Origin of the sequence: Nostoc sp. (genome assembly GCF_036918245.1) — a bacterium.
Classification (GTDB): domain Bacteria; phylum Cyanobacteriota; class Cyanobacteriia; order Cyanobacteriales; family Nostocaceae; genus Nostoc.
Map to the genome: position 1 here is coordinate 160,881 of NZ_JBALEF010000070.1, position 24,432 is coordinate 185,312.

At 41.5% G+C, this 24,432-nt stretch carries 22 protein-coding genes; 14 read left to right on the plus strand and 8 right to left on the minus strand.

The window, feature by feature from the left end:
- The first annotated feature begins 309 nt into the window (after positions 1–309).
- Complete coding sequence (locus V7L12_RS19475; protein ID WP_335086684.1) at positions 310–1,071, plus strand: DUF928 domain-containing protein; 762 nt, start codon at positions 310–312, stop codon at positions 1,069–1,071.
- 376 nt (positions 1,072–1,447) lie between these two features.
- Here the strand turns inward: V7L12_RS19475 and V7L12_RS19480 are convergent, their stop codons facing one another.
- Entirely contained in the window at positions 1,448–2,353 is a 906-nt protein-coding gene (locus V7L12_RS19480; protein WP_335086685.1) for a CoB--CoM heterodisulfide reductase iron-sulfur subunit B family protein, read from the minus strand.
- A 421-nt stretch (positions 2,354–2,774) separates the two neighbouring features.
- On the opposite strand from V7L12_RS19480, the gene acpP reads away from it, so the two are divergent.
- From acpP to V7L12_RS19510, 6 genes are all read left to right on the plus strand, one after another.
- The gene (gene acpP, locus V7L12_RS19485; RefSeq protein WP_334821449.1) at positions 2,775–3,029 is read left to right on the plus strand and encodes an acyl carrier protein; all 255 of its coding nucleotides are present in this window, start codon (positions 2,775–2,777) and stop codon (positions 3,027–3,029) included.
- Between the two features lie 235 nt (positions 3,030–3,264).
- Entirely contained in the window at positions 3,265–4,515 is a 1,251-nt protein-coding gene (fabF, locus tag V7L12_RS19490) for a beta-ketoacyl-ACP synthase II (protein ID WP_335086687.1), read from the plus strand.
- 363 nt (positions 4,516–4,878) lie between these two features.
- Positions 4,879–6,906, plus strand: coding sequence for a transketolase (tkt, locus tag V7L12_RS19495; RefSeq protein WP_335086689.1), 2,028 nt, complete (start codon positions 4,879–4,881; stop codon positions 6,904–6,906).
- A gap of 114 nt (positions 6,907–7,020) precedes the next feature.
- The gene (locus tag V7L12_RS19500; RefSeq protein WP_335086690.1) at positions 7,021–7,296 is read left to right on the plus strand and encodes a hypothetical protein; all 276 of its coding nucleotides are present in this window, start codon (positions 7,021–7,023) and stop codon (positions 7,294–7,296) included.
- Between the two features lie 158 nt (positions 7,297–7,454).
- Complete coding sequence (locus tag V7L12_RS19505; RefSeq protein ID WP_335086692.1) at positions 7,455–8,456, plus strand: ATP-binding protein; 1,002 nt, start codon at positions 7,455–7,457, stop codon at positions 8,454–8,456.
- Positions 8,457–8,484: 28 nt separating this feature from the next.
- Positions 8,485–11,103, plus strand: coding sequence for a S8 family peptidase (locus tag V7L12_RS19510; protein ID WP_335086694.1), 2,619 nt, complete (start codon positions 8,485–8,487; stop codon positions 11,101–11,103).
- 437 nt (positions 11,104–11,540) lie between these two features.
- Here V7L12_RS19510 and V7L12_RS19515 read toward each other — a convergent pair whose 3' ends face one another.
- The gene (locus V7L12_RS19515) at positions 11,541–12,620 is read right to left on the minus strand and encodes a hypothetical protein (protein ID WP_335086696.1); all 1,080 of its coding nucleotides are present in this window, start codon (positions 12,618–12,620) and stop codon (positions 11,541–11,543) included.
- A gap of 53 nt (positions 12,621–12,673) precedes the next feature.
- Positions 12,674–13,657 carry a hypothetical protein gene (locus V7L12_RS19520; protein ID WP_335086698.1) on the minus strand — a complete coding sequence of 328 codons (984 nt, stop codon included), beginning with the start codon at positions 13,655–13,657 and terminating at the stop codon, positions 12,674–12,676.
- A 511-nt stretch (positions 13,658–14,168) separates the two neighbouring features.
- Here V7L12_RS19520 and V7L12_RS19525 point away from each other — a divergent pair.
- From V7L12_RS19525 to V7L12_RS19545, 5 genes are all read left to right on the plus strand, one after another.
- Entirely contained in the window at positions 14,169–14,921 is a 753-nt protein-coding gene (locus V7L12_RS19525) for a response regulator transcription factor (RefSeq protein WP_334922446.1), read from the plus strand.
- A gap of 53 nt (positions 14,922–14,974) precedes the next feature.
- Positions 14,975–16,294, plus strand: coding sequence for a sensor histidine kinase (locus tag V7L12_RS19530; RefSeq protein WP_335086700.1), 1,320 nt, complete (start codon positions 14,975–14,977; stop codon positions 16,292–16,294).
- Positions 16,295–16,323: 29 nt separating this feature from the next.
- Positions 16,324–16,992, plus strand: a complete 669-nt coding sequence (gene phoU / locus V7L12_RS19535) for a phosphate signaling complex protein PhoU (protein ID WP_292774849.1) — start codon at positions 16,324–16,326, stop codon at positions 16,990–16,992.
- A gap of 430 nt (positions 16,993–17,422) precedes the next feature.
- Positions 17,423–18,055, plus strand: coding sequence for a Crp/Fnr family transcriptional regulator (locus V7L12_RS19540; protein WP_335086702.1), 633 nt, complete (start codon positions 17,423–17,425; stop codon positions 18,053–18,055).
- A 127-nt stretch (positions 18,056–18,182) separates the two neighbouring features.
- Entirely contained in the window at positions 18,183–19,856 is a 1,674-nt protein-coding gene (locus V7L12_RS19545) for an iron uptake porin (protein WP_335086704.1), read from the plus strand.
- 72 nt (positions 19,857–19,928) lie between these two features.
- On the opposite strand, the gene V7L12_RS19550 is transcribed toward V7L12_RS19545, so the two are convergent.
- Positions 19,929–20,192: a hypothetical protein gene (locus V7L12_RS19550; protein ID WP_335086705.1), complete on the minus strand. Its 264-nt coding sequence runs from the start codon at positions 20,190–20,192 to the stop codon at positions 19,929–19,931.
- 232 nt (positions 20,193–20,424) lie between these two features.
- Here V7L12_RS19550 and V7L12_RS19555 point away from each other — a divergent pair, with 232 nt between their 5' ends.
- Together V7L12_RS19555 and V7L12_RS19560 are read left to right on the plus strand one after the other, a co-directional pair.
- Positions 20,425–21,030: a DUF3318 domain-containing protein gene (locus V7L12_RS19555; RefSeq protein ID WP_335086707.1), complete on the plus strand. Its 606-nt coding sequence runs from the start codon at positions 20,425–20,427 to the stop codon at positions 21,028–21,030.
- Positions 21,031–21,440: 410 nt separating this feature from the next.
- Complete coding sequence (locus V7L12_RS19560) at positions 21,441–21,632, plus strand: hypothetical protein (RefSeq protein WP_334821417.1); 192 nt, start codon at positions 21,441–21,443, stop codon at positions 21,630–21,632.
- 181 nt (positions 21,633–21,813) lie between these two features.
- Here the strand turns inward: V7L12_RS19560 and V7L12_RS19565 are convergent, their stop codons facing one another.
- The 4 genes from V7L12_RS19565 to V7L12_RS19580 all read right to left on the minus strand — a co-directional run bounded on the left by V7L12_RS19565 (position 21,814) and on the right by V7L12_RS19580 (position 24,182).
- A complete protein-coding gene (locus V7L12_RS19565; protein WP_335086709.1) occupies positions 21,814–22,218 on the minus strand; it encodes a hypothetical protein in 405 nt (134 codons plus the stop codon).
- A gap of 511 nt (positions 22,219–22,729) precedes the next feature.
- The gene (gene hisA, locus V7L12_RS19570; protein ID WP_335086711.1) at positions 22,730–23,503 is read right to left on the minus strand and encodes a 1-(5-phosphoribosyl)-5-[(5-phosphoribosylamino)methylideneamino]imidazole-4-carboxamide isomerase; all 774 of its coding nucleotides are present in this window, start codon (positions 23,501–23,503) and stop codon (positions 22,730–22,732) included.
- A 47-nt stretch (positions 23,504–23,550) separates the two neighbouring features.
- Positions 23,551–23,850 (minus strand): DUF3593 domain-containing protein, encoded by a 300-nt coding sequence (locus V7L12_RS19575; protein WP_334911697.1) that lies wholly within the window; start codon positions 23,848–23,850, stop codon positions 23,551–23,553.
- The gene (locus V7L12_RS19580; RefSeq protein WP_335086784.1) at positions 23,847–24,182 is read right to left on the minus strand and encodes a DUF2499 domain-containing protein; all 336 of its coding nucleotides are present in this window, start codon (positions 24,180–24,182) and stop codon (positions 23,847–23,849) included. The genes V7L12_RS19575 and V7L12_RS19580 overlap by 4 nt, the downstream gene beginning before the upstream one ends.
- Positions 24,183–24,432: the final 250 nt, after the last annotated feature.

Sequence of the window (24,432 nt, forward strand, 5' to 3'; positions counted from 1 at the left end):
GAATCATTCAGGATTACTATATGAGCAAGTATAATTTCCGAAAAGACCTTTCATGCTTTTGAATATCTAAATAGCCTTCATGAGTCCGCTGATTATACTCATCTTATATTTGGCTTTTCACGGTATCAGGAAAACCTCTCTCTAAATTTATCTTTTATAAATAGAGAGACTTTTAATTTTTACATTCATGCGTTCAAAATGGGGTTAAGGAGTTACGTTTTTGTGGGCTTTTCCAAATGACGTAAACAGTCATATTTTATATATGTAAAATTGGACACCTGTTAATAATAATAGATAAAACTTTGAGAAATGAAATTAGGTCTTCGACAGCTTAAACTTGTCTTTGCAATCAGTTTGGTATCGCCATGCATCACACTAGTCCAAGCACAATCCGTCAAATCTGAAATTCTGACATCACGGATTTTTAACGCACCTCCTCCGCCAGATGACATTAACGCCCCTGGTAATCGCGTTGGCGGAGGAAAGCGCGGCTGCGAAAGTATGGATAAACAACTTGCTACATCCAAAAAAAAGCAACTGACAGCGTTAGTCCCGGTTTATCAGTTGCCCAATGCGGAATTAGTCTTTGGATTAACGACTACCTCTCATCCAACTTTCTGGTTTTACATTCCTGATGATGTAACCACAGTTTCCGCAGAGTTCGTCCTACAGAATGAAGCGGGGGAAACTATATATCAAAGCCCTGTTTCACTATCTGGGACACCAGGAGTTGTTAGCTTTTCTCTGCCATCGACAGCTTCCTCGTTAGAAATTGGCAAGCGTTATCATTGGTATTTCAATACTTACTGTAATTTACAACAATCACCTGTTTTTGTTAATGGTTGGATTAAAAGGGTCGAACAAAACCCCATTTTCAAAAGTCAGTTAGAGACAGCAACACCAAAGCAGCGCGTTGCCCTTTATGCCACTAATGGTATTTGGTACGATTCCCTGACTGCTTCCGCCGAACTTCGCCGCCTAGACCAGAAACGTACTGATTGGGCTGCCATGTTACAAGCTGTTGGTTTAAATAACATTGCTTCAGAACCGATAGTAAATTGCTGCCAATAGCTATTATTACTGTCCAAAGTTCAATCAATGAACCAGACAAAAGACTTAAGCCCCTTGTACTCCATAAACTTAGGATCTAGCCCTTTCAAGGTGGGTAAAATTTTGCTCAATAAACTCTCTTTAACCTCTTAACTCTGTGTTCTCTGTGCCTCTGTAGTTAAATAAAAGACTTCTAAACCACAGAGACGCGGAGGGCGCAGAGAAAAAAAGAGATTTTACCACTCACATTGAAAAGGCTAGTCCTAAGGAACGTGGATTAAATAAAATGCAAAACTTCATCCTCTATCTTGCTTCCCTCTCCTTTATAAGGAGAGGGATTGAGGGTGAGGTAAGTCAGGGACATAAATTGTATGTTATTTAATTCTTATTCCTAAAACTAAAATCCTAATTTTTCCAACACTGGCTTTGTGGAAACAACGTGGCGGTCTAAACCCAGTTCTTTTGGACTAACCCCAAGTGCCAAAGCAATCAACTGGGGTAAATGCAACACTGGTAAACCTAGCTTTTGTTCAATCACCTTTTCTACCTCTGGCTGGCGCGAATCTAAATTTAAGTGGCACAGAGGACAAGGCGTAACTATACAGTCAGCACCAGATGTCAAAGCGTCCTGAATATGCATCCCCGCCATCTTGAAAGATTGGGTAGTCGCATAACTAGCAAGCGGCCAACCACAACATTGTGTCCGACCTCGATAATAAATTGGTGTTGCACCCACCGCCTGAAACATATTTTCCATCGCTTCTGGTTGGAAGGGGTCGTCATAAGGCATAGATTTTTGAGCGCGGAGGAGATAACAGCCATAAAAAGCCGCACATTTTAATCCAGTTAACTTCCGGGTGACACGTTTGGTAATTTCCTCTAAACCGTAATCTGTTACTAAGGCGTAAAGAAGATGTTTAACGTCAGTACTGCCGCGATAAGGCGAACAGCCTTCTTTATTTAGCAAGCCATTAACCTGTTCAATGTAAACAGGGTTAGAAGTCTTACATTCTTTCAGGTGTTCGTTCACATGACCGATAACACCTTGACAAGTACTGCAATGGGTAAGTAAAGGCAGATTTAATTCTTCTGCTAGGGCAATATTTCTAGCGTTGACTGTATCTTCTAGCAGTTGCGAATCTTCTTTAAATGTGCCTGAACCACAGCAAGCAGCTTTTTTAAGTTCAACTAGTTCAATACCCAGTGCTTGGGTAAGCGCTTGAGTTGATTGGTAAAGTTCCCGACAGGCCCCTTGAGCAACACAACCAGGGAAGTAAGCGTATTTCAGTGTCTGAGGTAGCATAGAAGTATGTTTGGGTTAGAGCGATCGCTCTAAACAATAACTGTTTTATCATTCCTTGTTAGCACCAAAGTTCTGATGTTTGACGTTTAGCTACCCTTTAACCTAGACAGTTAGGGGTCGCAGCATCTACATATTCTTAACTGCTAGCAAGGCTGTAAATACCGATAGAGACATTGTAAAAAATTTTAGCAATAATTGGAAAACCAAAGCATTTACACGGGATCGGCAATGGCGTAGCACGCTCCACTGCTCAAGTATTCTCAGAAAACTTACCCGATTTATTTTAGGAATGGGAGAGGTTTTCTAACAGAAAAACCCTTGGAAGTATGCGGGCGATCACGCTTGACGATAAGATGTATATGCTCAAAACAATGTCTCCTCTAAAGAGCAGATCGTAGCAAGTGGTTAAGGACTTTTATTTATGAGCCAAGTGGAACTTTTTGAAAAGGTCAAGAAAATCGTTATCGAACAACTGAGTGTTGATCCCCCAGATAAAGTCACACCACAAGCCAAGTTTATGGAAGACCTGGGAGCAGATTCCCTTGATACCGTTGAGTTGGTGATGGCTTTGGAAGAAGAATTTGATATCGAAATTCCCGACGAAGCTGCCGAGCAGATTACATCGGTTCAAGACGCAGTAGATTACATCAATAACAAAGTTACCGCCTCAGCTTAACTGGGGATTGGAATTGGGGATTGGGATTGAGGAGATTTTTCTCTAATATCTAGCCACTCTTCACGTGACGCTGCTAATGTCACTAATGCTGACGTTAACGACAGTCACTTAAAGTCAGCAAATCCGATGCCAGTCGCTCATAAAGGAAACCTTTAAGACCGCGCTGGCTCACCAGTACCTAGTCGCTAACCTCAAATTTTTTGCCTGCTGCTTTTTCGCCATTTTTAACTGAATCATGACAGATCATACACGTAAACGCGTTGTTGTAACTGGTGTTGGCGCGATTACACCTATAGGTAACACAGCAACAGAATATTGGAATGGATTATTGAGTGGACGTAATGGCATTGACTACATCACATTATTTGATGCGTCTCGCCATGATTGCCGGATTGCTGGTGAGGTGAAAAACTTCGATCCGCATGATTACTTGGAGCGTAAAGAGGCCAAGCGCATGGATCGATTTTCCCAATTTGGGGTTGCGGCAGCAAAACAGGCTCTAGCTAACGCGGAGTTAGCGATCAATGACCTGAATGCAGAACAGGTAGGTGTGATGATCGGTTCTGGCGTTGGTGGGATTAAGGTATTAGAAGACCAGCAAACTATCTACCTCAACCGTGGCCCCGATCGCTGTAGTCCATTCATGATTCCGATGATGATCGCCAATATGGCCGCAGGATTAACGGCAATTCACACAGGTGCTAAAGGGCCAAACTCTTGTCCTGTAACTGCCTGTGCTGCTGGCTCTAACGCTATTGGAGATGCTTTTCGCTTAATTCAAGGGGGATATGCCCAAGCGATGATTTGCGGGGGAACGGAGTCAGCTGTCACACCATTGTCGATAGCTGGGTTCGCCGCCTGCAAGGCACTCTCTTTTAGCAATGATGACCCAGCTCATGCTTGCCGTCCCTTTGACCGCGATCGCAACGGATTTGTTTTGGGTGAAGGTTCAGGAATTTTAATTCTAGAAGAACTGCAACACGCCCTAAGTCGCGGCGCTCACATTTATGCCGAAATGATCGGCTATGGCATGACCTGTGATGCTTACCATATCACCTCCCCCGTACCTGGTGGACTTGGAGCCGCTAGAGCGATTGAACTGGCTCTCAAAGATGCCAGTATAACTCCCGAACAAATTAGCTATATTAACGCCCACGGCACTAGTACCCCAGCTAATGATTCAACTGAAACCTCAGCAATCAAAAAAGCCTTGGGAGAATATGCCTATAAGGTGGCAATTAGCTCCACCAAATCGATGACAGGTCATTTATTGGGCGGTTCTGGAGGTATTGAAGCAGTCGCAACAGTACTAGCGATCGCTAATGACCAAATTCCACCGACAATCAATCTGGAAAATCCCGATCCAGAGTGTGACTTAGATTACGTGCCTCACTCTAGCCGCGCTCAAAAAGTCGAGGTGGCAATATCCAATTCCTTTGGGTTTGGCGGTCATAATGTCACACTGGCCTTTAAGAAATACGTTTAAAAGAAGTTAGGAGGCAGGAGTCAGAATTCAGTAGTTTGATCCGACTCTGCTCGTTTGCCCCATGACGCCACTTGCTTCTCCCAAGGGGAGACGCTACGCGAACAAGTCGGGAAACCCGCCCAACGCAGTGGCTCCCCAATGCCCCATGTTCCATACCCAAAGTATCAAAAATATCATTCCGATATAAAGTAAGCGTTCAACATGACCCAATTATCAGCTTGATTTATCACCAGAAACTCAGGAGATCCCGCTTGTCCATCGACAAGTGGGAGTGGGATGATGAGGATACTGTGGGGAATCTAAAATAACCCCAGCAAGAGAAGCTACGAAGAGTGCTAACCCGTCGTTAAAAAACAAGAGATTATGACTGTTGCAACCCAATCCGCCAAAGAATTGTCCGTCGAAGAACTGGCTATTAACTCGATCCGCTTCTTGGCTGTTGATGCCGTAGAAAAGGCAAAATCGGGACACCCAGGACTACCAATGGGCGCGGCTCCGATGGCTTTTGTTCTTTGGGATCGCTTCATGAAGTTTAATCCCAAGAATCCCAAATGGTTTAATCGCGATCGCTTTGTCTTATCTGCTGGTCATGGCTCGATGTTGCAGTACGCCCTACTGTACCTGACAGGCTACGATAGCGTCAGCATTGAAGATATCAAGCAATTCCGTCAATGGGAATCTAAAACCCCCGGACACCCGGAAAACTTCATGACCCCAGGCGTGGAAGTCACCACTGGCCCCTTGGGTCAAGGAATTGCCAATGGAGTTGGTTTAGCGATCGCCGAAGCGCACCTTGCCGCTAAATTTAACAAACCCGATACCAAGATTGTTGACCATTACACCTACGTAATTGTGGGTGACGGTTGCAACATGGAAGGAATTTCTGGTGAAGCTTGTTCTTTTGCAGGACACTTGGGATTAGGCAAACTCATCGCTCTGTACGACGACAACCACATTTCCATCGACGGTTCCACAGATGTGGCATTCACCGAAGATGTTTCCAAGCGCTTTGAAGCTTACGGTTGGCACGTGCAACACGTCGAAGATGGTAACACGGATTTAGAAGCGATCGCTAAAGCAATTGAAGCAGCCAAAGCTGTTACCGATAAGCCTTCTTTCATCAAGGTAACAACCATTATTGGTTACGGTTCCCCCAATAAGGCAAACACCGCTGGTGTTCACGGTGCTGCCCTTGGTGGAGACGAAATAGCATTGACTCGGAAAAATTTGGGTTGGGAATACGAGCCTTTCGTAATCCCAGAAGAAGCCCTTAACCACACCCGCAAAGCAGTGGAACGTGGCGCAGGTTACGAGGACGAATGGAACAACACCTTTGCGGATTACAAAGCTAAGTATGCCCAAGAAGCGGCTGACTTTGAACGCTACATAAGCAGCAAACTGCCCGATGGTTGGGATAAAGTACTACCCACCTACACCCCAGAAGACAAAGGACTGCCCACCCGCAAACACTCAGAAAATTGCCTCAACAAACTAGCGGCAGTTTTACCTGAATTGATTGGTGGTTCGGCTGACTTAACCCACTCCAACCTTACCGAAGTCAAAGGCAAAGGCGACTTTCAAAAAGGGCACTACGAAAACCCCAACATCCACTTTGGTGTACGGGAACATGCTATGGGCGCTATCTGTAATGGGATAGCGCTGCACGCTTCGGGATTAATTCCCTACGGTGCTACCTTCTTGATCTTCACAGATTATATGCGTGCTGCCATCCGCTTATCCGCCCTTTCCCAAGCTGGCTCGATTTGGGTAATGACTCACGATTCCATTGGACAAGGTGAAGATGGCCCCACGCACCAACCCATTGAAACTCTGGCTTCCTTGCGAGCTATTCCTAATTTATTAGTGTTTCGTCCCGCAGACGGTAACGAAACCTCTGGTGCTTATAAAATAGCGATCGAAAAGGCGAAGCAAAACGCTCCGTCTCTGTTGGCGTTCACCCGTCAAAACGTCCCCAACTTGGCAGGTACATCGATTGAGGGCGTGGCGAAGGGTGGATACACCGTGGTAGATAGCGAAGGTACACCTGATATCATTTTGATTGGCACTGGTTCAGAACTGAGCCTCGCTGTCGGTGCAGCCGAAAAACTCACGGCTGAAGGCAAGAAAGCCCGTGTTGTCTCCCTACCTTCATGGGAACTGTTTGAAGCACAGGATGCGGCTTATAAAGAGTCCATTCTGCCGAAAGCTGTCACCAAGCGTTTGTCTGTAGAAGCTGCTAGCAGTTTTGGTTGGCACAAATACGTGGGTACTGAAGGCGATTGCGTTAGTATCGATCGCTTTGGTGCTTCCGCTCCAGGCAATGTTTGTCTAGAGAAGTTTGGCTTTAGCGTTGATAATGTATTAGCTAAGGCTAAACAATTGTTGGGTTAATAACAACAGAATATTCTCGAAATTATGTGGGGTAGGCTAAAGAGTCTACCCTTTTTTTATGTAAAGGAAGATTAACTATAATTGGAGTAATAAGTTACTGATTGGGAGAAAGTTATGCAGGAAGTTTCTGAGGAAAAAGACGTACTTCTAGCTCGGATAACAAAAATTGTAGAACATTTGATGCAAAAGGATAGTAGCTATCAGTATTATCTAGATAAAGATAAAGCAATTCAAATGATATTTAAATATTATTCAGAGAAAGTTTCTATGGAGGAACTAAAAGCTATGTCTGATTTCAGATTAACAGGGTTTGTTGAGGGACATATGATGACTTTGTTATTGATTGAAGGGGAAGATGATATAGACCTTAAAGCAATGTCTTATGGTTAGATATGTTAAATTCCTAAGCAGAAAAATGATTTTTCGTTTATATAACTTAATATAATGATTAGGGACAAGTTGATCGCGTTATAATTTTTAATGCACTATACAATATAGTACTATAGTACTATATAAATCATAAATTACTATTTATACTGAGAGGCAGTATGAAAGCAGAGCTTCTCAAGAGATTTTTTAGAGCGATCGCTAGTTCTGATCAAGAGGCGATTGACAAGCTGACATATTTAGTGATTGAGGAAGAACGCACTAAGGGGCATACTCTCTTAGCTGACCAGTTAGAGAATATCACTAAAAAAAGCCAGAAAGAGAAGCCTACTAACATCAGCAAACCTGCTTCTTCAATACCAGAAAACTTACAGACATTAACTGAATTACCAACCAGTAAGCGATTTAATCTTCCTTTAGTAACTATCATACCAAGGGACAATTTGCGGCATCATATGGTGTTGCCAGAAAAAATTGAGAAACGTTTCTGCCGAATTGAACGCGAATATGCGGCAAGAGATAGGCTTGCTCATCATGGATTGCGTTACAGACAAAAAATTCTTCTATATGGGCCTCCTGGCTGTGGAAAGACGCTAGGAGCAGAACGTTTAGCTTGGAATACAGGTTTACCACTCCTGAAAGTTCGCTTTGATGCAATGGTGTCGTCTTTTTTAGGGGAAACTGCAAGCAATTTGAGACTTGTATTTGAGGATGCTTCAAAAAATCCATGCTTATTATTTCTTGATGAATGTGACTCAATTGCTAAGACACGAGAAGACTCTCAAGAAGTAGGAGAAATTAAGCGAGTAGTCAATACATTTCTTCAAATTTTGGACGAGTATCAACCGTCTTCTGGGCTTTTAGTAGCAGCTACGAACCTAAATAAATCTCTAGATACTGCCCTTTGGAGAAGATTTGATGATTTGATTGCAGTACCCAAACCCGGAGAACAAGAGCTAGAATTTATACTAAAGGAAACACTATCTGCAATTGAAGTGGGATCTATCAACTGGCCAAGGATCATTGAGCAGATGAGAGGTTTTTCTGCGGCTCAAGCTGTGAGGGTTGCACAAGATGCAGCTAAACGAGCAATCCTTGAGCGGGAGGAGCTAGTGATTCAAGAACACTTAGAAGAAGCGATCGCAGAAATCAAAGTTTCTTAGTATTAAATTTTGCTGTCTGGAAAAATAAATGGTTGAAAGTTCTCAGGGTTTTCCGCATATCCGGCTTAGGCTAACAACAGAAGGACGTGCTGCATCGCCATCAGGAGGAGGAAAAAATAATCCTATAACAGTCGTTAATCTGGGTAATCGCCAGGGACATGGAGGTAAACTCAAAAGTTCGGTTGACTCCTTGATCTTTGAATGGCAAGAAACTCAAGAAGAACGAGAGCAAGAAGAGAAGCCGCCACTTAAATCTCGACGTATTATCTTAGAAATTGATCCTGATTCTTTTAATCCAGATGGGTTGAAAGCATATGGCATTGAATTGATTGCTGATACAGAAGATGGATATATTATCGGTGCATCAGCAGATTTAGAACTTAGTGAATTACAAAAAAAGATAGAAAAATTTATTAATGAGCAGTATGGTGGTAATAAAGTTGCTGAAATTTGGGAAGTAATAGACGGTAAAAAAAAGCCAGAATTGATTCTTTCTCCAAACTTATTCGCTGAATTATATGAGAAATGGCTTGCTATAAAAGAAGAGCAGATATACACTGTTGATGTAGGTGTTGCTTGTGTAGGAACCAAAACCAAGCTGCCTAATTATCCCAAACCCCAACCTAATGAAACTAATGATAAATTTACAACACGAGTTAATAAATGGATTCAAAAACGTCAGCTAACTGAGCAAGAATGGGAAGAGATATCCTGGGAAAGGCAAGAAGAATTTGAAGAGTTTATTCAATTTTATAAAGGCAAGATTGGCAAAGGTTTTCAAGATGATGGGGGTGAGATTGGTACAGCTACTTTGCCTGATAGTTTTTCATGTCGAATTCAAATTTCAGGTAAAGGTCTAAAAGATTTAGTTGAAAATTTCCCTTACATTTTTGATGTTAGTGAGCCAGATGAGTTTGCTGAAATTATTCAGCGAGAGGATCTATCTGATACTGATTCTCCATCATTTAAACTAGAATCGCCAGAATTAAATGCTCCTAAAGTATGCGTTATAGATAGTGGTATTCAAGAAAGACATTCTCTGCTAAGAGCAGCAATTGATTCAAAAAACTCAAGGTCTTGGGTTCCACGAGAAACTGATAAAACTCCAGACTATGTTAGCAATGGTGGACATGGAACAAGTGTTGCTGGTGCAGTCCTTTATCCAAGAACTATACCTCGTAGTGGTAATGAAAAGGCTGTTTGCTGGATTCAAAATGCCAGAGTTCTTCAGGCTAACTGCAAACTACCTAAACAACTATTTCCAGCGAATCTTCTAAGTGAAATTGTAGAATTTTATCACGAACAAACAGGAACTAGAATTTTTAACCATTCTATTACTGGTTCTGTTCCCTACCTAACCCGATATATGAGTGCTTGGGCATCGTCTATTGATAATTTAACATGGCAAAAAAAGGATATTCTCTTTATTGTTGCAGCAGGAAATTTACCTCTCAACAGTAGAATTGGCTTTACAAGATTATCTGTGAGAGAACATATAGCAGCAAATCGACAATATCCAGACTATCTATTAGAAGATTCATGCAGAATTGCTAACCCTGCACAAAGTTTTCAAGCTTTAACGGTTGGCTCTATTGCTTTGAATTCTTATCATGCACCACCTTATTGTTCGATTGCACAGAAAGATAAACCCTCCGCTTTTTCGTGCTGTGGATTAGGAATTTGGGAGACGATTAAACCGGAAGTAGTTGAGTATGGTGGAGATTTAGTAATAGATGAAGGTTTACCACCAAATATTACTTTTCCTAAAGATGTTTGTCCCGAATTAGTAAGATCAACTTTGAACGGTGGCCCAGCGATTGGGGCTGATAAAGTTGGTACTTCTTTTGCAGTACCCAAAGTAAGCCATATTGCTGCACGTCTTGCTGCTGAGTTACCTAATGAAAGTTGCCTTCTTTACCGTGCATTAATAGTACAATCAGCAAGATGGCCAGAATGGATAGTGGGATATGGTGGCGATAAACTGCACATCCTACGTCAAATTGGTTATGGTCTTCCCGATGTTGATCGTGCTTTGGGTAATGCTCCCAATAGAATCACTTTGATGACAACAGGAGAGCGCCGTATTGTAGCTAAACAAGCTCATATTTACCAAGTAAAACTGCCAGAAAAATTACGTTCTCAAGGAGAGGCATTTAAGATTCTTCTGGAGGTTACTTTATCATACAAAGCCCAACCACGTCGAACCCGTAGAAATCGCCGAAAATATCTTTCAACTTGGCTTGATTGGGAGTGTAGTAAAAAAGGAGAAGACCCAGAACTTTTTAAGGCTAGAGTTTTGGAAGAGTTTGTTGCTCCAGAAGATGCGGAGAAGGGAGAAGGTCTTTTTAAATGGATGCTCGGCAAACAAAATCATCACGGAATAATTAAAGGTGTATCTAGAAGTGCAGGAACCCTTCAGAAGGATTGGGCTGTTGTAAATTCATTTGAACTCACGGAAGCATTTTCTATTGCGGTAGTTGGACATGAAGGTTGGAATAACGATCCAGAAGCTAGCGTTCCATACTCTTTAGTTATGAGCTTTGAAGCTATACAAGTTGATATTCCAATTTATACGTCAATTGTCGAGGCTCAAGTTGAAACAGAGATTCAACCCACGATAGAAGTTCAATCTATTGTAGTTAGCTGAGGCGATCGCACCCCCGCTATTAAACATCTCCAGAAATTAAATATGGATTATCCAGAACCCTTGTAGAGATGTAGCAGTACTACGTCTCTTTTTCAGCAGATGCCTATTAAGATTTGTATTTATCCCGTTAAAAGTGAAGGTTCCTACAGAGGTAACATTATTTACTAACTTTTTAGTTAAACTTAAATTCTCTATGGTATATTTATGTAATCAACGATACCAATAATATAATATTAAAATTTAGCATTATGTCTAGTCAAGAACAAAATTCCAACAGAGCATTAAAGCAAACGCAGCCTAGCGCAATAAATAAGAAGAAACTACAACCTCCCCCAGACCTCAAAAAACCAAAGAAAACCGAATAAAAAGCATTAAAGTTATTTGTAGAGACTTAAATTAAATTAAGTCTCTACAATTTTCATCAAAAATAAATCAGCTTATTTATTTTTTGCTTGAGTCTTTGCCTGTTCTAAAGCTATTTCTTTGATTGCTTGATATGAATTAACATTTGAAGTACCTTCAATAGCTTTCACTGCCAAATCCTGAACTTGTTTGAGAGCGGATTCAAGTTGTTTAGAAAGATTTTGAATCCGCGTCTCTTGATTAGTAATAGTTTGTTCTAGAGATTGCAGTCTTTGTTCATAGAAACGCTTTTGCCCTTCCACTTCCTTAGAATATAAATCTGATTTTACTTTAGCTTGGTAGTGGGCGATGCCTTTGCCTTCTTCTGTAGCTTTTTTGATGGCTGCTTCTTTATCTTTTGGAAAAACCTCTACCTTGGCTTTTAATTCTTCAAATTGTTTCTCTCTCTCAGAAATTGCTTTCTCCCGTTCAGCCCACTGCTTTTCTGTTTCTTGCAGTGATTCTTCCAGTTGCTTATATAGCGCTTTCTGCTCTTGTTCGTATTCGTCATTTTGCAGTTGCCGCTGGAGTTCTAAATTATACTTATACTCTGTTGTATCGCGTTGCCGAGTTTTATTCAAGTTTTCATTCCGTTCTTTTATTGCCCGTTGCTGTTCCTCTTGTTCTTTTCCCCAAGTATTTCTTTGCTCTAGTATTTCTTGGAATAACACTTCAGAACGTCGGCTATATTCTTCCTGATAAGCTTTAGTATTATCTTCATAGGCTTGGATGAGAGTATCCAAGATATCATCAGAAATTTCTAAATTATGCAGCTGTGTTAATTGTTGGATTTCTTCTTCTAAAGTTCGCCTAATTTCTTCCAAATTAGAGGCTTTTGTGGTTAGCTGTTCCGACAATTCATTAGCAGCACTGCCAAAACCTAATTGAATTTTTGCCAAGCTTTCAATTGTATTGTTCATTTTTTGTTGGACACTAGAAAGCTGATTCATAGCTGTTTTTTGTTCTAATTTAGGCTGTTCTTTAGTTCCAGACTGGCTTTCTTTGCCAACTTTATCAAGTTCTGATTTCAGTGCTGCTTTTTCTTTTGCTAACTCCTCATACGCCTGAAGAATTTCTACTTTAGTATTCTTATCAGTCGGTTTTTTTCCCACCACAACAAACCTCCTCTTCAGGAATTCAAAATGATTAAGATGCTACGAATTCACAACTATTTAGGGCTAGAACTACCAAAAGCCCTCATAGCTAAGTCTTGTGCTTGTTTTAATGCAGTTTGCAATTGAGCAGAAATCCCTTCTATTTGCTCTGATTGTTTTTTAATTGTTTCTTCCAGAGATTGAATTTTTTGTTCATAACTCTGTTTGTTAGATTCCCATTCTCTTTCAAATAAATCAGCCTCAATTTTAGCTTTTTGGCTTGTTTCTTTAATTGCTTCTTCTCTAGCCTTCTTAACGGCTTCTTCCAGTTCGCTAGGAAATGTAGTTACCTTTTGTTGATAATCTGCAAAGAGTGGTTGGCGTTCAGCGAATATCTTTTCTCGTTCTGCCCAATCTTTCTCTTTCTTTTGAGAATTTTCTTGTATCTCCCTTTGTTGTTGGCGCTTTATCCCTTCGTAGCTGTCTGTATTGAGTTTACGAGTAGTTTCTAACTTATACTGAAATTCTTCTTGTTCTTGCTGTCGATTTTTGGCTAATAAATCATTGTATGCTTGAAGTTTTTCTTCATACTCTGCTTGCTCTTTTTGCCATTCTTTCCGCCTGATTGTAATTTCTTTTTCTAGCGCTTCCCTTTTGCTAATAGTATCTTGTTCGAGAATTTTTAATTTTTCTTGATGTTCTTGACTTAAAACGTCTAAAGTATCCGCTACAACTCTAATTTGTTGAAGTTCTTGTAGGCGTTGAATTTCAATTTCTATAGCTCGGTTCAATTCATCTAACTTAGAATTTTCCTGAGCTAGCTTTTCAGATAATCGATTGAGAATACTGCCAAACTCCAATTGTAAATCAGCTAAACCTTTGACAATACTATCAACTGTATATGCAGAAGCTGCTTGCAGAATTACTTGACTTTTTGCCTTTTCTGCTTCCTCTTGTTTGGTTGCTATTTTAGATTCAAGTTTTTTTCTTTGAATAATAATTTGTTGAAATGCTTGCATTAGTTGTTGTTTGCTGTCCTTGACTCCAACTGTAGTCATCTTTCAACTCCCTTCAATAGGCAAATTATTTATTGGGTAGCAAGCCATACCAATGACTACCCTATGCAGACATCAGAGTAGCCTTTGAATCAACATTTTTAACGCAGTGGAAATACTGAAATCATCTACATCTAAGACTTAGGGGTACGAATTTTCCACATAGATGTCCTTCTGTTTTTCAGGTATAGTTTTCTTTTTTAGGCTTTATAGTATTTTTGTACTATAATAAATATACCTAAACTAATCTCCTCTGTCAAGATAATCTTCATGCAATAATGTCTTTGGATCTTGTGAAGACAGAATCGAAAATTCAAAGTTTTTAATTAAAAAACTATTAGAAGCTTACAGCCACAGTGATTTATGATTTAGGAGACTGCTGTGGTATATGTTACTTTTTGTAAAGAGAATCTAAAAGAATTAACCCTAGTAGAAGCGCGGTTACAGTAAGGCGAGATAATAGACTTAATCATCCTAATTGATACAAGCACAGTCCTAGACTTTTGTGATATCAATGTATACCAGTGAATCGACCAAATATTCTGCCAGAACGGACATTGGACAAACCAGCCGTATTCTAGTAGTAGAAGATGAAGAATTAATCCAGGAAATGCTAGCTGTAGCTCTGGAAGAAGAAGGTTACGGGGTGATAACTGCTCCCGATGGGCGGTCTGCTATAGAATATCTCAAAAGTTTTGAAACCAATTCAGGGGAACTTCCCTTTGATCTGGTTATTCTTGATTTGATGCTGCCGCAAATCAATGGGCTAGATGTTTGCCGCTTGCTGCGTCATCAAGGCAACCCAGTACCTATTTTAATGCTCAGTGCTAAGGGTAGTGAAACTGACCGTGTTTTGGGGTTAGAGGTGGGTGCAGATGACTACCTGACCAAACCCTTTAGTATGCGCGAGTTAGTTGCTCGTTGTCGCGCTTTACTCCGCCGCCAACGCCTAAGTAATTTGCCACAAATACCAGTATTAAAATTTAAGGATGTCTCCTTGAATCCCCAAGAATGTCGCGTGCTGGTTCGTGGTCAAGAAGTGAGTCTTTCTCCCAAAGAGTTCCGCTTGCTGGAACTGTTTATGAGTTACGCCCGCCGGGTATGGTCACGGGAACAATTGCTCGATCAGGTTTGGGGGCCGGATTTTGTCGGCGATAGTAAAACTGTTGACGTTCACATTCGGTGGTTGCGCGAAAAATTAGAGCAAGACCCCAGTCATCCCGAATATATTGTGACTGTAAGAGGTTTTGGCTATAGGTTTGGATAATTAGTTGGGATAGTTGTTAGTTTTTAGTAGTCACCAAGAAACTAACAACTCAAATGCTTTTATTGGGATTTTTTCTGGGTTTAACGGTAGGCATTGGGTTTTGGGCTTGGCAACAGGTTCAACTTAACCGCTACCTGGGGCGCTTACTCCGACCGTTAACCTCGCATTCTGACAATATGGGACTGCTGCTGATTCCTGGGTTGCGGCAGGAAATAGCGATGGTGAAGCAGCAGCGGCAAGATTTGCAGCAGTCGTTGCAAACTTATCAAGACCTGCTAGATTTTGCACCAGTGGGATATTTGCAGGTGGATGAAGAAAATCAACTGCTGTGGTGTAATCGACAGGCGCAGGAAATTTTGTATCTGCAAAGGTGGCAACCAGAACAGGTGCGCTTGTTATTGGAGTTGGTACGGTCTTACGAACTTGACCATTTAATTGAGCAAACTCGTGATTGGCAAAAACCACAGACGGGAGAATGGATATTTCATCCATCTTGTGATGATGCGGCAGAGATGGCAACAATAAAATCTTTGGCTTTGCGGGCTTCTAGCTTGCCTTTACCCAATGGACAAGTGGGAGTCTTTTTAGAAAATCGTCAACCCCTATTAGATATAAATCAAGTACGCGATCGCTCTTTTTCCGATCTAGCACACGAACTCAGAACGCCGCTAACTTCGATTCGTTTAGTTGCAGAAACTTTACAAAATCGGTTGGAACCACCTTTAAATCGCTGGGTTAACCGCCTCATGCAAGAAGTTGACCGGCTGATTAACTTGGTGCAAAGCTGGCTAGACCTCACCCAAATGGAAGCAAACCCAAACCTGCAATTGCAAGCTAAAGCTGTAGAATTGCGATCGCTGATTGCATCTGTTTGGGAAACACTAGAACCCTTAGCACAGCGTCAACATCTGTCTTTTTCTTATTCTGGCCCAGAAAATCTTTGGATTAAGGCAGACAAACCCCGTATTTACCAGGTTTTTCTGAATTTGCTAGACAATAGCATTAAGTACTGTCCTGCTGGTACAAGCATTTACGTTGAAGCTAAAATCTTATCAACAAAGGATAATGATACTGCTTCCCCAATTTTGGAAATAAGTCTTATTGATTCTGGAGTTGGCTTTTCTGAGGCAGATTTACCCCACGTTTTTGAGCGATTTTATCGAGGAGATAAAGCGCGAACCCATTCTCCCCAAGATAGTAACTCCATAGGAGCGATCGTTGGCAATGGATTAGGATTAGCGATCGTTGAGCAAATTCTGATCGCCCACGGTGGTTCAATCAAAGCGATGAACCATCCAGAAACTGGTGGTGCGTGGATGCAACTCCAATTTCCTGAAGTTATGGCGAACTCCCTAAGCCAAGACTATAGTTAGTAATATTCTTCACCTTTAAGACAACAAGTGTGAAAGCCATCGATTATACTCCCAATCCTCAAAGACCACAACTCGCACGCGCCATTAGGCGCTTAGAACGGGATGTATTACGCATGGGTGCCTTGGTAGAACAATCATTTCGCCTCAGCCACCAAGCGTTATTTGCTCGTAACTTAACAGCAGCTGAGGAACTCCCCCGATTAGATAAAAAGATCGATCGCTTTTATAGACAAATCGAATCAGACTGTACGGCGATTATGACGCTACAAGCGCCTACAGCCCCCGATTTGCGCTGCTTGAGTGCCTTTATGCAGTTGGTGCGAGACTTAGAGCGCATTGGCGATTATGCTGAGGATTTAGCTGAGATTGCGATTAAAATTTTTCCTTACGCGCCTCATACGTCAATGCCCGACATTGAAGCTATGTCCCTTCACGCACAGGCGATGCTAGCAACTAGCTTAAAGGCTTTGGGAGATTTCGATGAAGCTGGTGGACGCCGTTTAAAGCATCTGGATGATACTGTAGACGATGCCTACGATCGCGTTTATCAGACTTTAGCCCAACAACGGGATGTGCCTGGTGTAGTCGAGCCAATTATACTGCTGGCACTGGCAATTCGTTGTCTGGAACGCATGGCAGATCATGCTACGAATATCGGTCAAAGGGTAGCATATATTGTCACAGGTCAACGCTCATAATTGACATCCGCCCAAATCCCCGACTTCTACCCTCCAAGTGTCTGCAAGAAGTCGGGGATCTAAATCCAGCGATTTCGTAAGCGCCATTCCACCCTACTATCTTCATAATTATTTGCGCCTACATCCTGACATTAGTATTCAGAAAATACCAAATAATTAAAAATAAGTTAACTAAATATTTTACTAAAAGCTTACCTATTCTTAAACTTACACAATTAAAGTAACGGATAAATAACTAAAAATTTTGGCTCTATCTCATTGATAGATACCTTAAGCAAAAGTTGTTGCTATCAGAAGATTTTGAGTTAGTCCCTAACTCTGATTGAGAAGAATAGACTTTCAGACATCCAGGTAAAATTTGATACAAATTGTTAGAGTTTCTGAATCATTTAAATAGCGAGATTCCCTGATAATTATGTAGTTACCGTTAATGATGTATTCCCCAAGTTCTACTTCAAACTCTTCTGCTGTATCAAATAGCTCTGCCTTCAGTAGACAATTACCTCAGCAGATATTTAACCGTCGGGAAGTAATTCCACCTCACAATGACGTACTTTGGCGCATTGAATACGGTGCAGTTCGTACTTTAACGTGGAGTGAAGATGGAACATTCATCACTCTCGGTTATTGGGGACTAGGGGATCTGATTGGCTATCCTTTGTCTAGAGTCAAGCCCTACCAGATTGAATGTCTCACGGGTGTGGAAATAAGCATTGTGCCACCTCATTTGTGGCATCAGGATATTAATGCTTTGTTGTCTCATATTCAACAAACAGAGGATCTACTAAGCATTGTGCATCGAAAACCAATTTCGCTACGCTTATGGCAGTTTTTAGTCTGGTTAAGTGAAAAATTTGGACGTGACGTAGATAAGGGCAAGCTAATTGATTTAAATGTTACCCATCAAGATATTGCTGAAGTCTTAAATACTACGCGAGTAACAGTTACCCGACTCCTACAGCAGTTAGAGGAAGAAGGAACAGTTTTACGTCACAAACGCCGCATTATTTTGCGCTTACCAAATAAATTAATTAAAAACTATAGTCAGCAGTATGTTAACTAATTGCTTGTAATAATCACAGGATATAGGTATAATCGTTGCTGTGATTGTGTGTGAAATCCACAAAACAGAAGTGCTTAAAGCATTTTCTCATGGCTGGATTCTTGTAGGTGTGAGTGAAATTAAAAACATGACAAAACGATTCTGGAATCTTTTTAAAGTTAGTCCGGTTGTATTGGCTGCTACATTTTTCGTTGCTAATAGTGCCTTAGCTGGTGAAGTCAACGAACAGATAACAAATGTTGGCCAGTTATCTGAAACTCAAGAGTCTAACGACATGAGTCAGGTAACATCAGTTTCTCAGTTTTCGGATGTGCAGCCTACAGATTGGGCGTTCCAAGCTTTACAATCTCTAGTTGAGCGCTACGGCTGTATTGCAGGTTATCCTAACAGTACCTATCGTGGGAACCGTGCTTTAACCCGTTATGAATTTGCCGCAGGCTTGAATGCTTGTCTAGACAGAGTTAACGAACTGATTGCTACCGCTACTGCCGATTTGGTCAGCAAACAAGATTTAGCTACTTTACAGCGCTTACAAGAAGAATATTCTGCTGAACTAGCAACTCTGCGCGGTCGTGTTGATGGACTAGAAGCCCGCACTTCTGAGTTGGAAGCTAATCAGTTTTCCACTACCACCAAGTTGGTTGGAGAAGCAATTTTCGCCGTATCTGATGTTTTTGGCGACACTAGAGCAGTTCCTGGTGGTGCTCCTACTCAAGACTTGAATTATAACACCACTTTTAGCGATCGCGTTCGTTTGAACTTGTTGAGCAATTTCACTGGTACAGACCAGTTGCAAATCCGCTTGACTGCTAACAATACCATTTCTAATGTTGGTACTGCTGCAACCAACACTGGTACTGGTACTAACATGAGCCGCTTGTCTTTTGATGGAGATAACGGCAACGCTATTTTTGTTGATAAAATCAACTACGCTTTCAACTTTTCTGACGCGGTGCGTGTCAAAGTTGACGCTACTGGTGGTGAATTATGGGAAAACGTAAACGCCTTCAACCCTGATTTTGCAAGCTCTGCTAGAGGTGCGCTCTCTCGCTATGGACGTTTTAGCCCCATTTACCGTCAAGGTCAAAATTCTGCTGCTCTGACTGTTACTTTAAATCCTAACAAAGCTATCAGTTTGAGTGGTGCTTATTTAGCACCTGCAAGTGGTGCTGGTAATATCTTTGGTGCTAATAATCCCGGTTTTAATAATGGGCTGTTCGATGGTGATAACACCATCTTCGGTCAATTAACTTTTAAACCCAGCAAAGCCTTCAATATTGGTCTGACCTACGCCCATAGTTACTTCGCTGGTAATGCAGCTAACAGTCTCTTCCAAGGAACAGGTAGCGCTTTTGCCAATAATCCCTTTGGAGTTGGTACTCGCACTGAATCCAATAACTACGGTGTAGAAGCTAGCTTCCAACTTGGCTCTACCTTAACTATTAGTGGTTGGGGGGGTTATACAACTGCTGATGCTCTGACTGGTGCTAATGCAGGTACAGACGCAAATGTTTGGTACTGGGCTGGATCGCTTGCTTTGAAAGACTTTGGTGGAGAAGGCAATGTTTTGGGTGTGATCTTTGGTCAACCACCCAAAGTTACTGGTGGTAGCATCAAAAATGTCGCCGGCAATACTACCTTCGACGACAGTACTTCTTATCACTTAGAGGGTCTTTACAAGTACAGGGTTTCCGATAATATTCAGGTAACACCTGGCTTGTTGGTAATCTTCAATCCAGAGCACAACGACGCTAACGACACTGAATACGTAGGTACTCTACGTACTACCTTCACCTTCTAAAATTGGCAAAGTTCAGAATTAGATAAACAAAACCCCACTTTTAGGTGGGGTTTTGTTTAGAAAGAAAATTAGCTATGTAGGATTGTAATCTGGCTGATTGGATATATCATCTTTTGGGGGGCGATCGCTACTCCAAGCCCACCACACAGAACCACAGTGACAGTAGTAGAACTCTTGCCATTTGCGACGACGGTCTTCTGTAAGTACAGGTGATCGCCGATTTAGCCAAACTTTTTCAGCTTCTAGGCTACTTGAGTGGCAGTTAGGACAGCAAAAATTGTATGCATGTATTGCCTTATTTGTCCATTCAGGTGGGAGGGTAGCAAAAGCGTCCATGTAGTTACAAATATAGTCTTAATGGCAAGCCAAAACTTTGAGGTTTTGAATTTGGCAGCAAACGAATATTATAAAATCCCGCCACACTATCAAACTGCTTCATCAATATTTTTATGGCTCGATCTGAATTTATTCAAGACTGGCAGAGCATCTCATAAATCAAAGGTTAACATGAAAACTTTATTTTTTACACACCTAGTTCCTATGCACATTATGGCTAATAATTAAATTTATGGAGCCAAATGTTGAAATTCGTCGTTTGTTAGATGTGATGCCTGCTTCGGGTCGGATGACGACAAAAATCGTTAGTAAGCCAGAGCAAGCAAAAGTGATTGATGCTTCCTTTCCCCAACCCTGGAACCAAGCGCGACCTATATATATTAATTTTGATTTGTGGCGTCGTTTACCAAAGCCGCAACGAGACTTGCTGCTGTTGCAAATGGTTAGCTGGTTGACGGGGGTGAAGTGGTTTAAACCCGACATTTATCAAGGTGTGGTGTTAGCTGGGCTGTTAGGCGGATTCTTGGAAGCAGCACAGTCAGATGTAGTCGGCGTTGCTGTAGCTGGGGGATTAAGTGCGATCGCTGCTTGGAGGATCTGGCGCACTAATAAATCTCAAGAGTCAGAGTTAAATGCCGATGCAGCCGCAATTAAGATCGCACAACGGCGCGGTTATTCAGAAGTTGAAGCAGCACAGCATCTGTTATCTGCAATTGAAGCGGTAGCCAAAATTGAAGGGCGTTCCAGTTTCAATTTTACTGAGTTGATTCGTTGCCAAAACTTACGAGCGATCGCAGGTTTATCACCAGTAGGTGTACCAGAAAGTTATGATAAGTAGAATAAATGTCTCTGCTGCCCATTTGTAGCAACATTTAAAGTCAAAGGTGTTTATATGAATTTTTGAAAGCGATCAATCAAAAACCTCTAAATTTCAGATGAGGTTTTGGTCTTGTCTCAGCATCATTTCTCGCTTTTTAGAATTCTAGTAAGCTTTCAGTAACAACTGTGGCTTTGTGCATTTAGACCAAGACTTCTAGTGTTTAGGCAAGAAAATGCAATCCATCAGGCTCAAACTGGCTGCAATCCATAAGGCTATTCTACACTGGAATAAGAGATGTGTGTTTAACTTACTTAGATATCAAAAACTGGGAAGTTTTATCATACCTTCTCGGTGTTGCTGATGAGGTGATTACCTCGTGTGGTAAAACTTAACTTAAATTCTGTCAGTTACTAACGGAGTTGATAGGAATGGGTACCTTAATTTTTATTGGCTTGATAGGGGTTTACGGAGGCGGGGCTTGGAAGTTTTGGAATGGGTTTGGACGGACTAATTTTAATCCAACTTTCACCAATCGGATTGGTTTATCTTTGCTATGGCCAGCTTTGTTTATTACAAATCAATCTTATCGTCGAAACTTTAGAAAGGCGTTGAAGGGCTAGGGATTACTATTAAACCTAACGTCATCCGATCTGACGGTGGCATATATCTCAAATAAATATAAGCCTACAACCTCCCTTCCCTGATAGGGAAAGGAGGTTGCTGCTTTTAGGAAGGAGAGGAATTAGGGAGGGATAAATGCGTTAACTGTTGGTAAAGTATTTCAGCTGATGAATTTACGAATTATTTGTGATTGGTTAATAGATGGATTGCTCCACCTACAGCTGCACCATCAACAGCATTGCCAAGGGTATCTCTCTTATCGCCAGTAATTACACCAGTCAATGCACTAGCCCCAGCACCGACTCCGACATCTTGAACAGCGTTCCGGTGACGACGATTACGAGTGTTTCTCAGACCATTTGCACCATTAACGGCTGCGCCAGTCACACCACCCTTAACAGCATTGCCTAATACATTACCATTTCCCCTAACAGCTCCTGTTACTACATTGGTAACAGCCCCAATACCTGCATCTCTTAGTACTTGGTCATCAGCAGCAGCAGGTTTTGCGGGAACTAAGGTAACACCAGCTAAACTGGCAGCCATCAGGCTAGGTAGAAGTGTGCGCTTTAGGATATTATTCATTGTCTTACCTTCTCAAAACACCAAACAATTGGTTAAAAACCAAAGTTACTGAAGTCGCATAAAATCTGATTTTATTATCTAAACAGCAGCAACTATTTATTGTTTGAGAACATATATATAATCGCATTTGTAAAGTCATAACAGCATCTACTGAAAGCATGAATGTAGATTCAGTCCATAGAGGGTCTTACTGATTGATTAAACTATACAAGTAATTACACCTTGACAAAACGAATTCAATATGAAATATAGATTTTTTCCATATTAGCAAGGGATTTCTAATGAGAAATCACGTAGTGTTTACCCTATCTATCTAAAGATAGTTGCTAAAATAATTAAACTAACTCGTCGGGGTTAATATTTAATTCTCTCAGTTTAGTAGCCAAACGTTGCGTAGGCGTAGCCCGTCGTAGACATCGCTCCCATCCTGTTTGTAGCAAATTACCCTGATTATCCCACCAGCGCAACCAGGATAATTATAAATTTTGATAGCGGTCTTGCCAAGAAAATGTTAAGCAAAGCTAGAAAAACCGAGATTCGGTGGAATATCTTGAATTCGCCCAGGCCCGATCGCTCGTAATGCTTCTTTGAGTAAAATATCCCCAGTATACAAAGCACGTCCGACAATTACGCCAGTCACGCCTTGAGGTTCTAACGCCAACAAACTCAACAAGTCGGTGAGAGAACTTACTCCGCCAGAAGCAATTATCGGAATGGAAATTGCTGCTGCAAGTTCTCGCAAAGCTTCTAAATTTGGCCCTGTGAGTGTACCATCCCGGTGGATATCTGTGTAAATTATGGCGGCTGCACCCAATTCTTGCATTTGTACAGCCAGTTGAGTTGCTAAAACTTCTGAGGTTTCTAACCAGCCGCGAGTTGCTACTTTGCCATTACGGGCATCAATACCGATAATAATCTGTTCGGGAAATTCTTGGCAGAGTTGTTGCACTAACTGGGGTTGTTCTACGGCGATAGTGCCGAGAATCGCCCACTGTATGCCTAGATTGAATACTTGTTGCACGCTGGTGCGATCGCGCAATCCTCCACCAATTTCAATGGGTACTGACACTGCTTGAGCGATCGCTTCAATTGCCCCCAGGTTTACTACTTTACCTGCTTTAGCACCGTCTAAATCAACTATATGCAATCTAGTAGCACCTTCATCTACCCACTGTTTGGCAACATCAGCGGGATTTTCGCTAAAAACTTGCGAGCGATCGTAGTCTCCCTGATACAGTCGCACACAACGACCTTCTAGTAAATCAATCGCTGGAATTACGTCCATCTAACTCTTCCTTATTGCAATCAAAACGCTATCTATCGCTGAATTTACTATTTTTCATTTTTCATTTTTAATTGCCTTACAGCTTGCCCAAAACCCAGCACAAGCAAGATGTTAGAAAGCGTCAAAAATAGTTCTGCACTACCGTGCAACCAATCCACATTGGCTAAAGACTTACCATAATGCAATACAGCATAAATTCCCGCCGGGATGGTAATCGCAACAAAAACGAGAGTACCGTAAAATCCATACAGCGCCAAACGCGGCATTTGCGGACTGCGGCTGATAAACCACAAGAAACCCAAATAGGGAAACAGTGAAAGTGCAAACAGGGTTTCTTTAGAAATCATTGCTCTGATTTAATAGGTTTTGGTTCAACAGTGTTGACAGATTGGGTAGAACGCCAAATCAAATACGCTGCTGCCCAAAGTGTAAAATTACCAACTAAAGTCATGGTAGCTTGAAGCGTTACCAGCCATTCCAGTGATTCGGCGTTCTCGAAATAATGCCAGGTACAGGCACACATCGCGCTGACTAAAGCTGGTAACATGGCAAGGGATAATCCCCACCAGCTGCGGTTATTAGTGAGTTCGCCGTAAGTCCAGATTAACCAAATGGCGACAATCCACTCAATAACGCTAGAAACATGAATAATCCAGGTGGGAATCGAAAGGGCGTGCATACAGTTAGGAGTGGGGAATAGCACTGTCAAGGTGATATGTAGCTTGAATTTTATATTTGTTTAAACAAAATCTTTACTTGTTCTTTTAAAATTTTAAAAATTCCGAGTTCAGAGGTTCAACGTCCGAGTTCAGAGGTTCAACGTCCGAGTTCAGAAGCTCAACGTTCGAGTTCAAAGGTTCAACTTCCGAGTTCAGAAGCTCAACGTCCGAGTTCAAAGGTTCAACTTCCGAGTTCAGAAGCTCAACGTC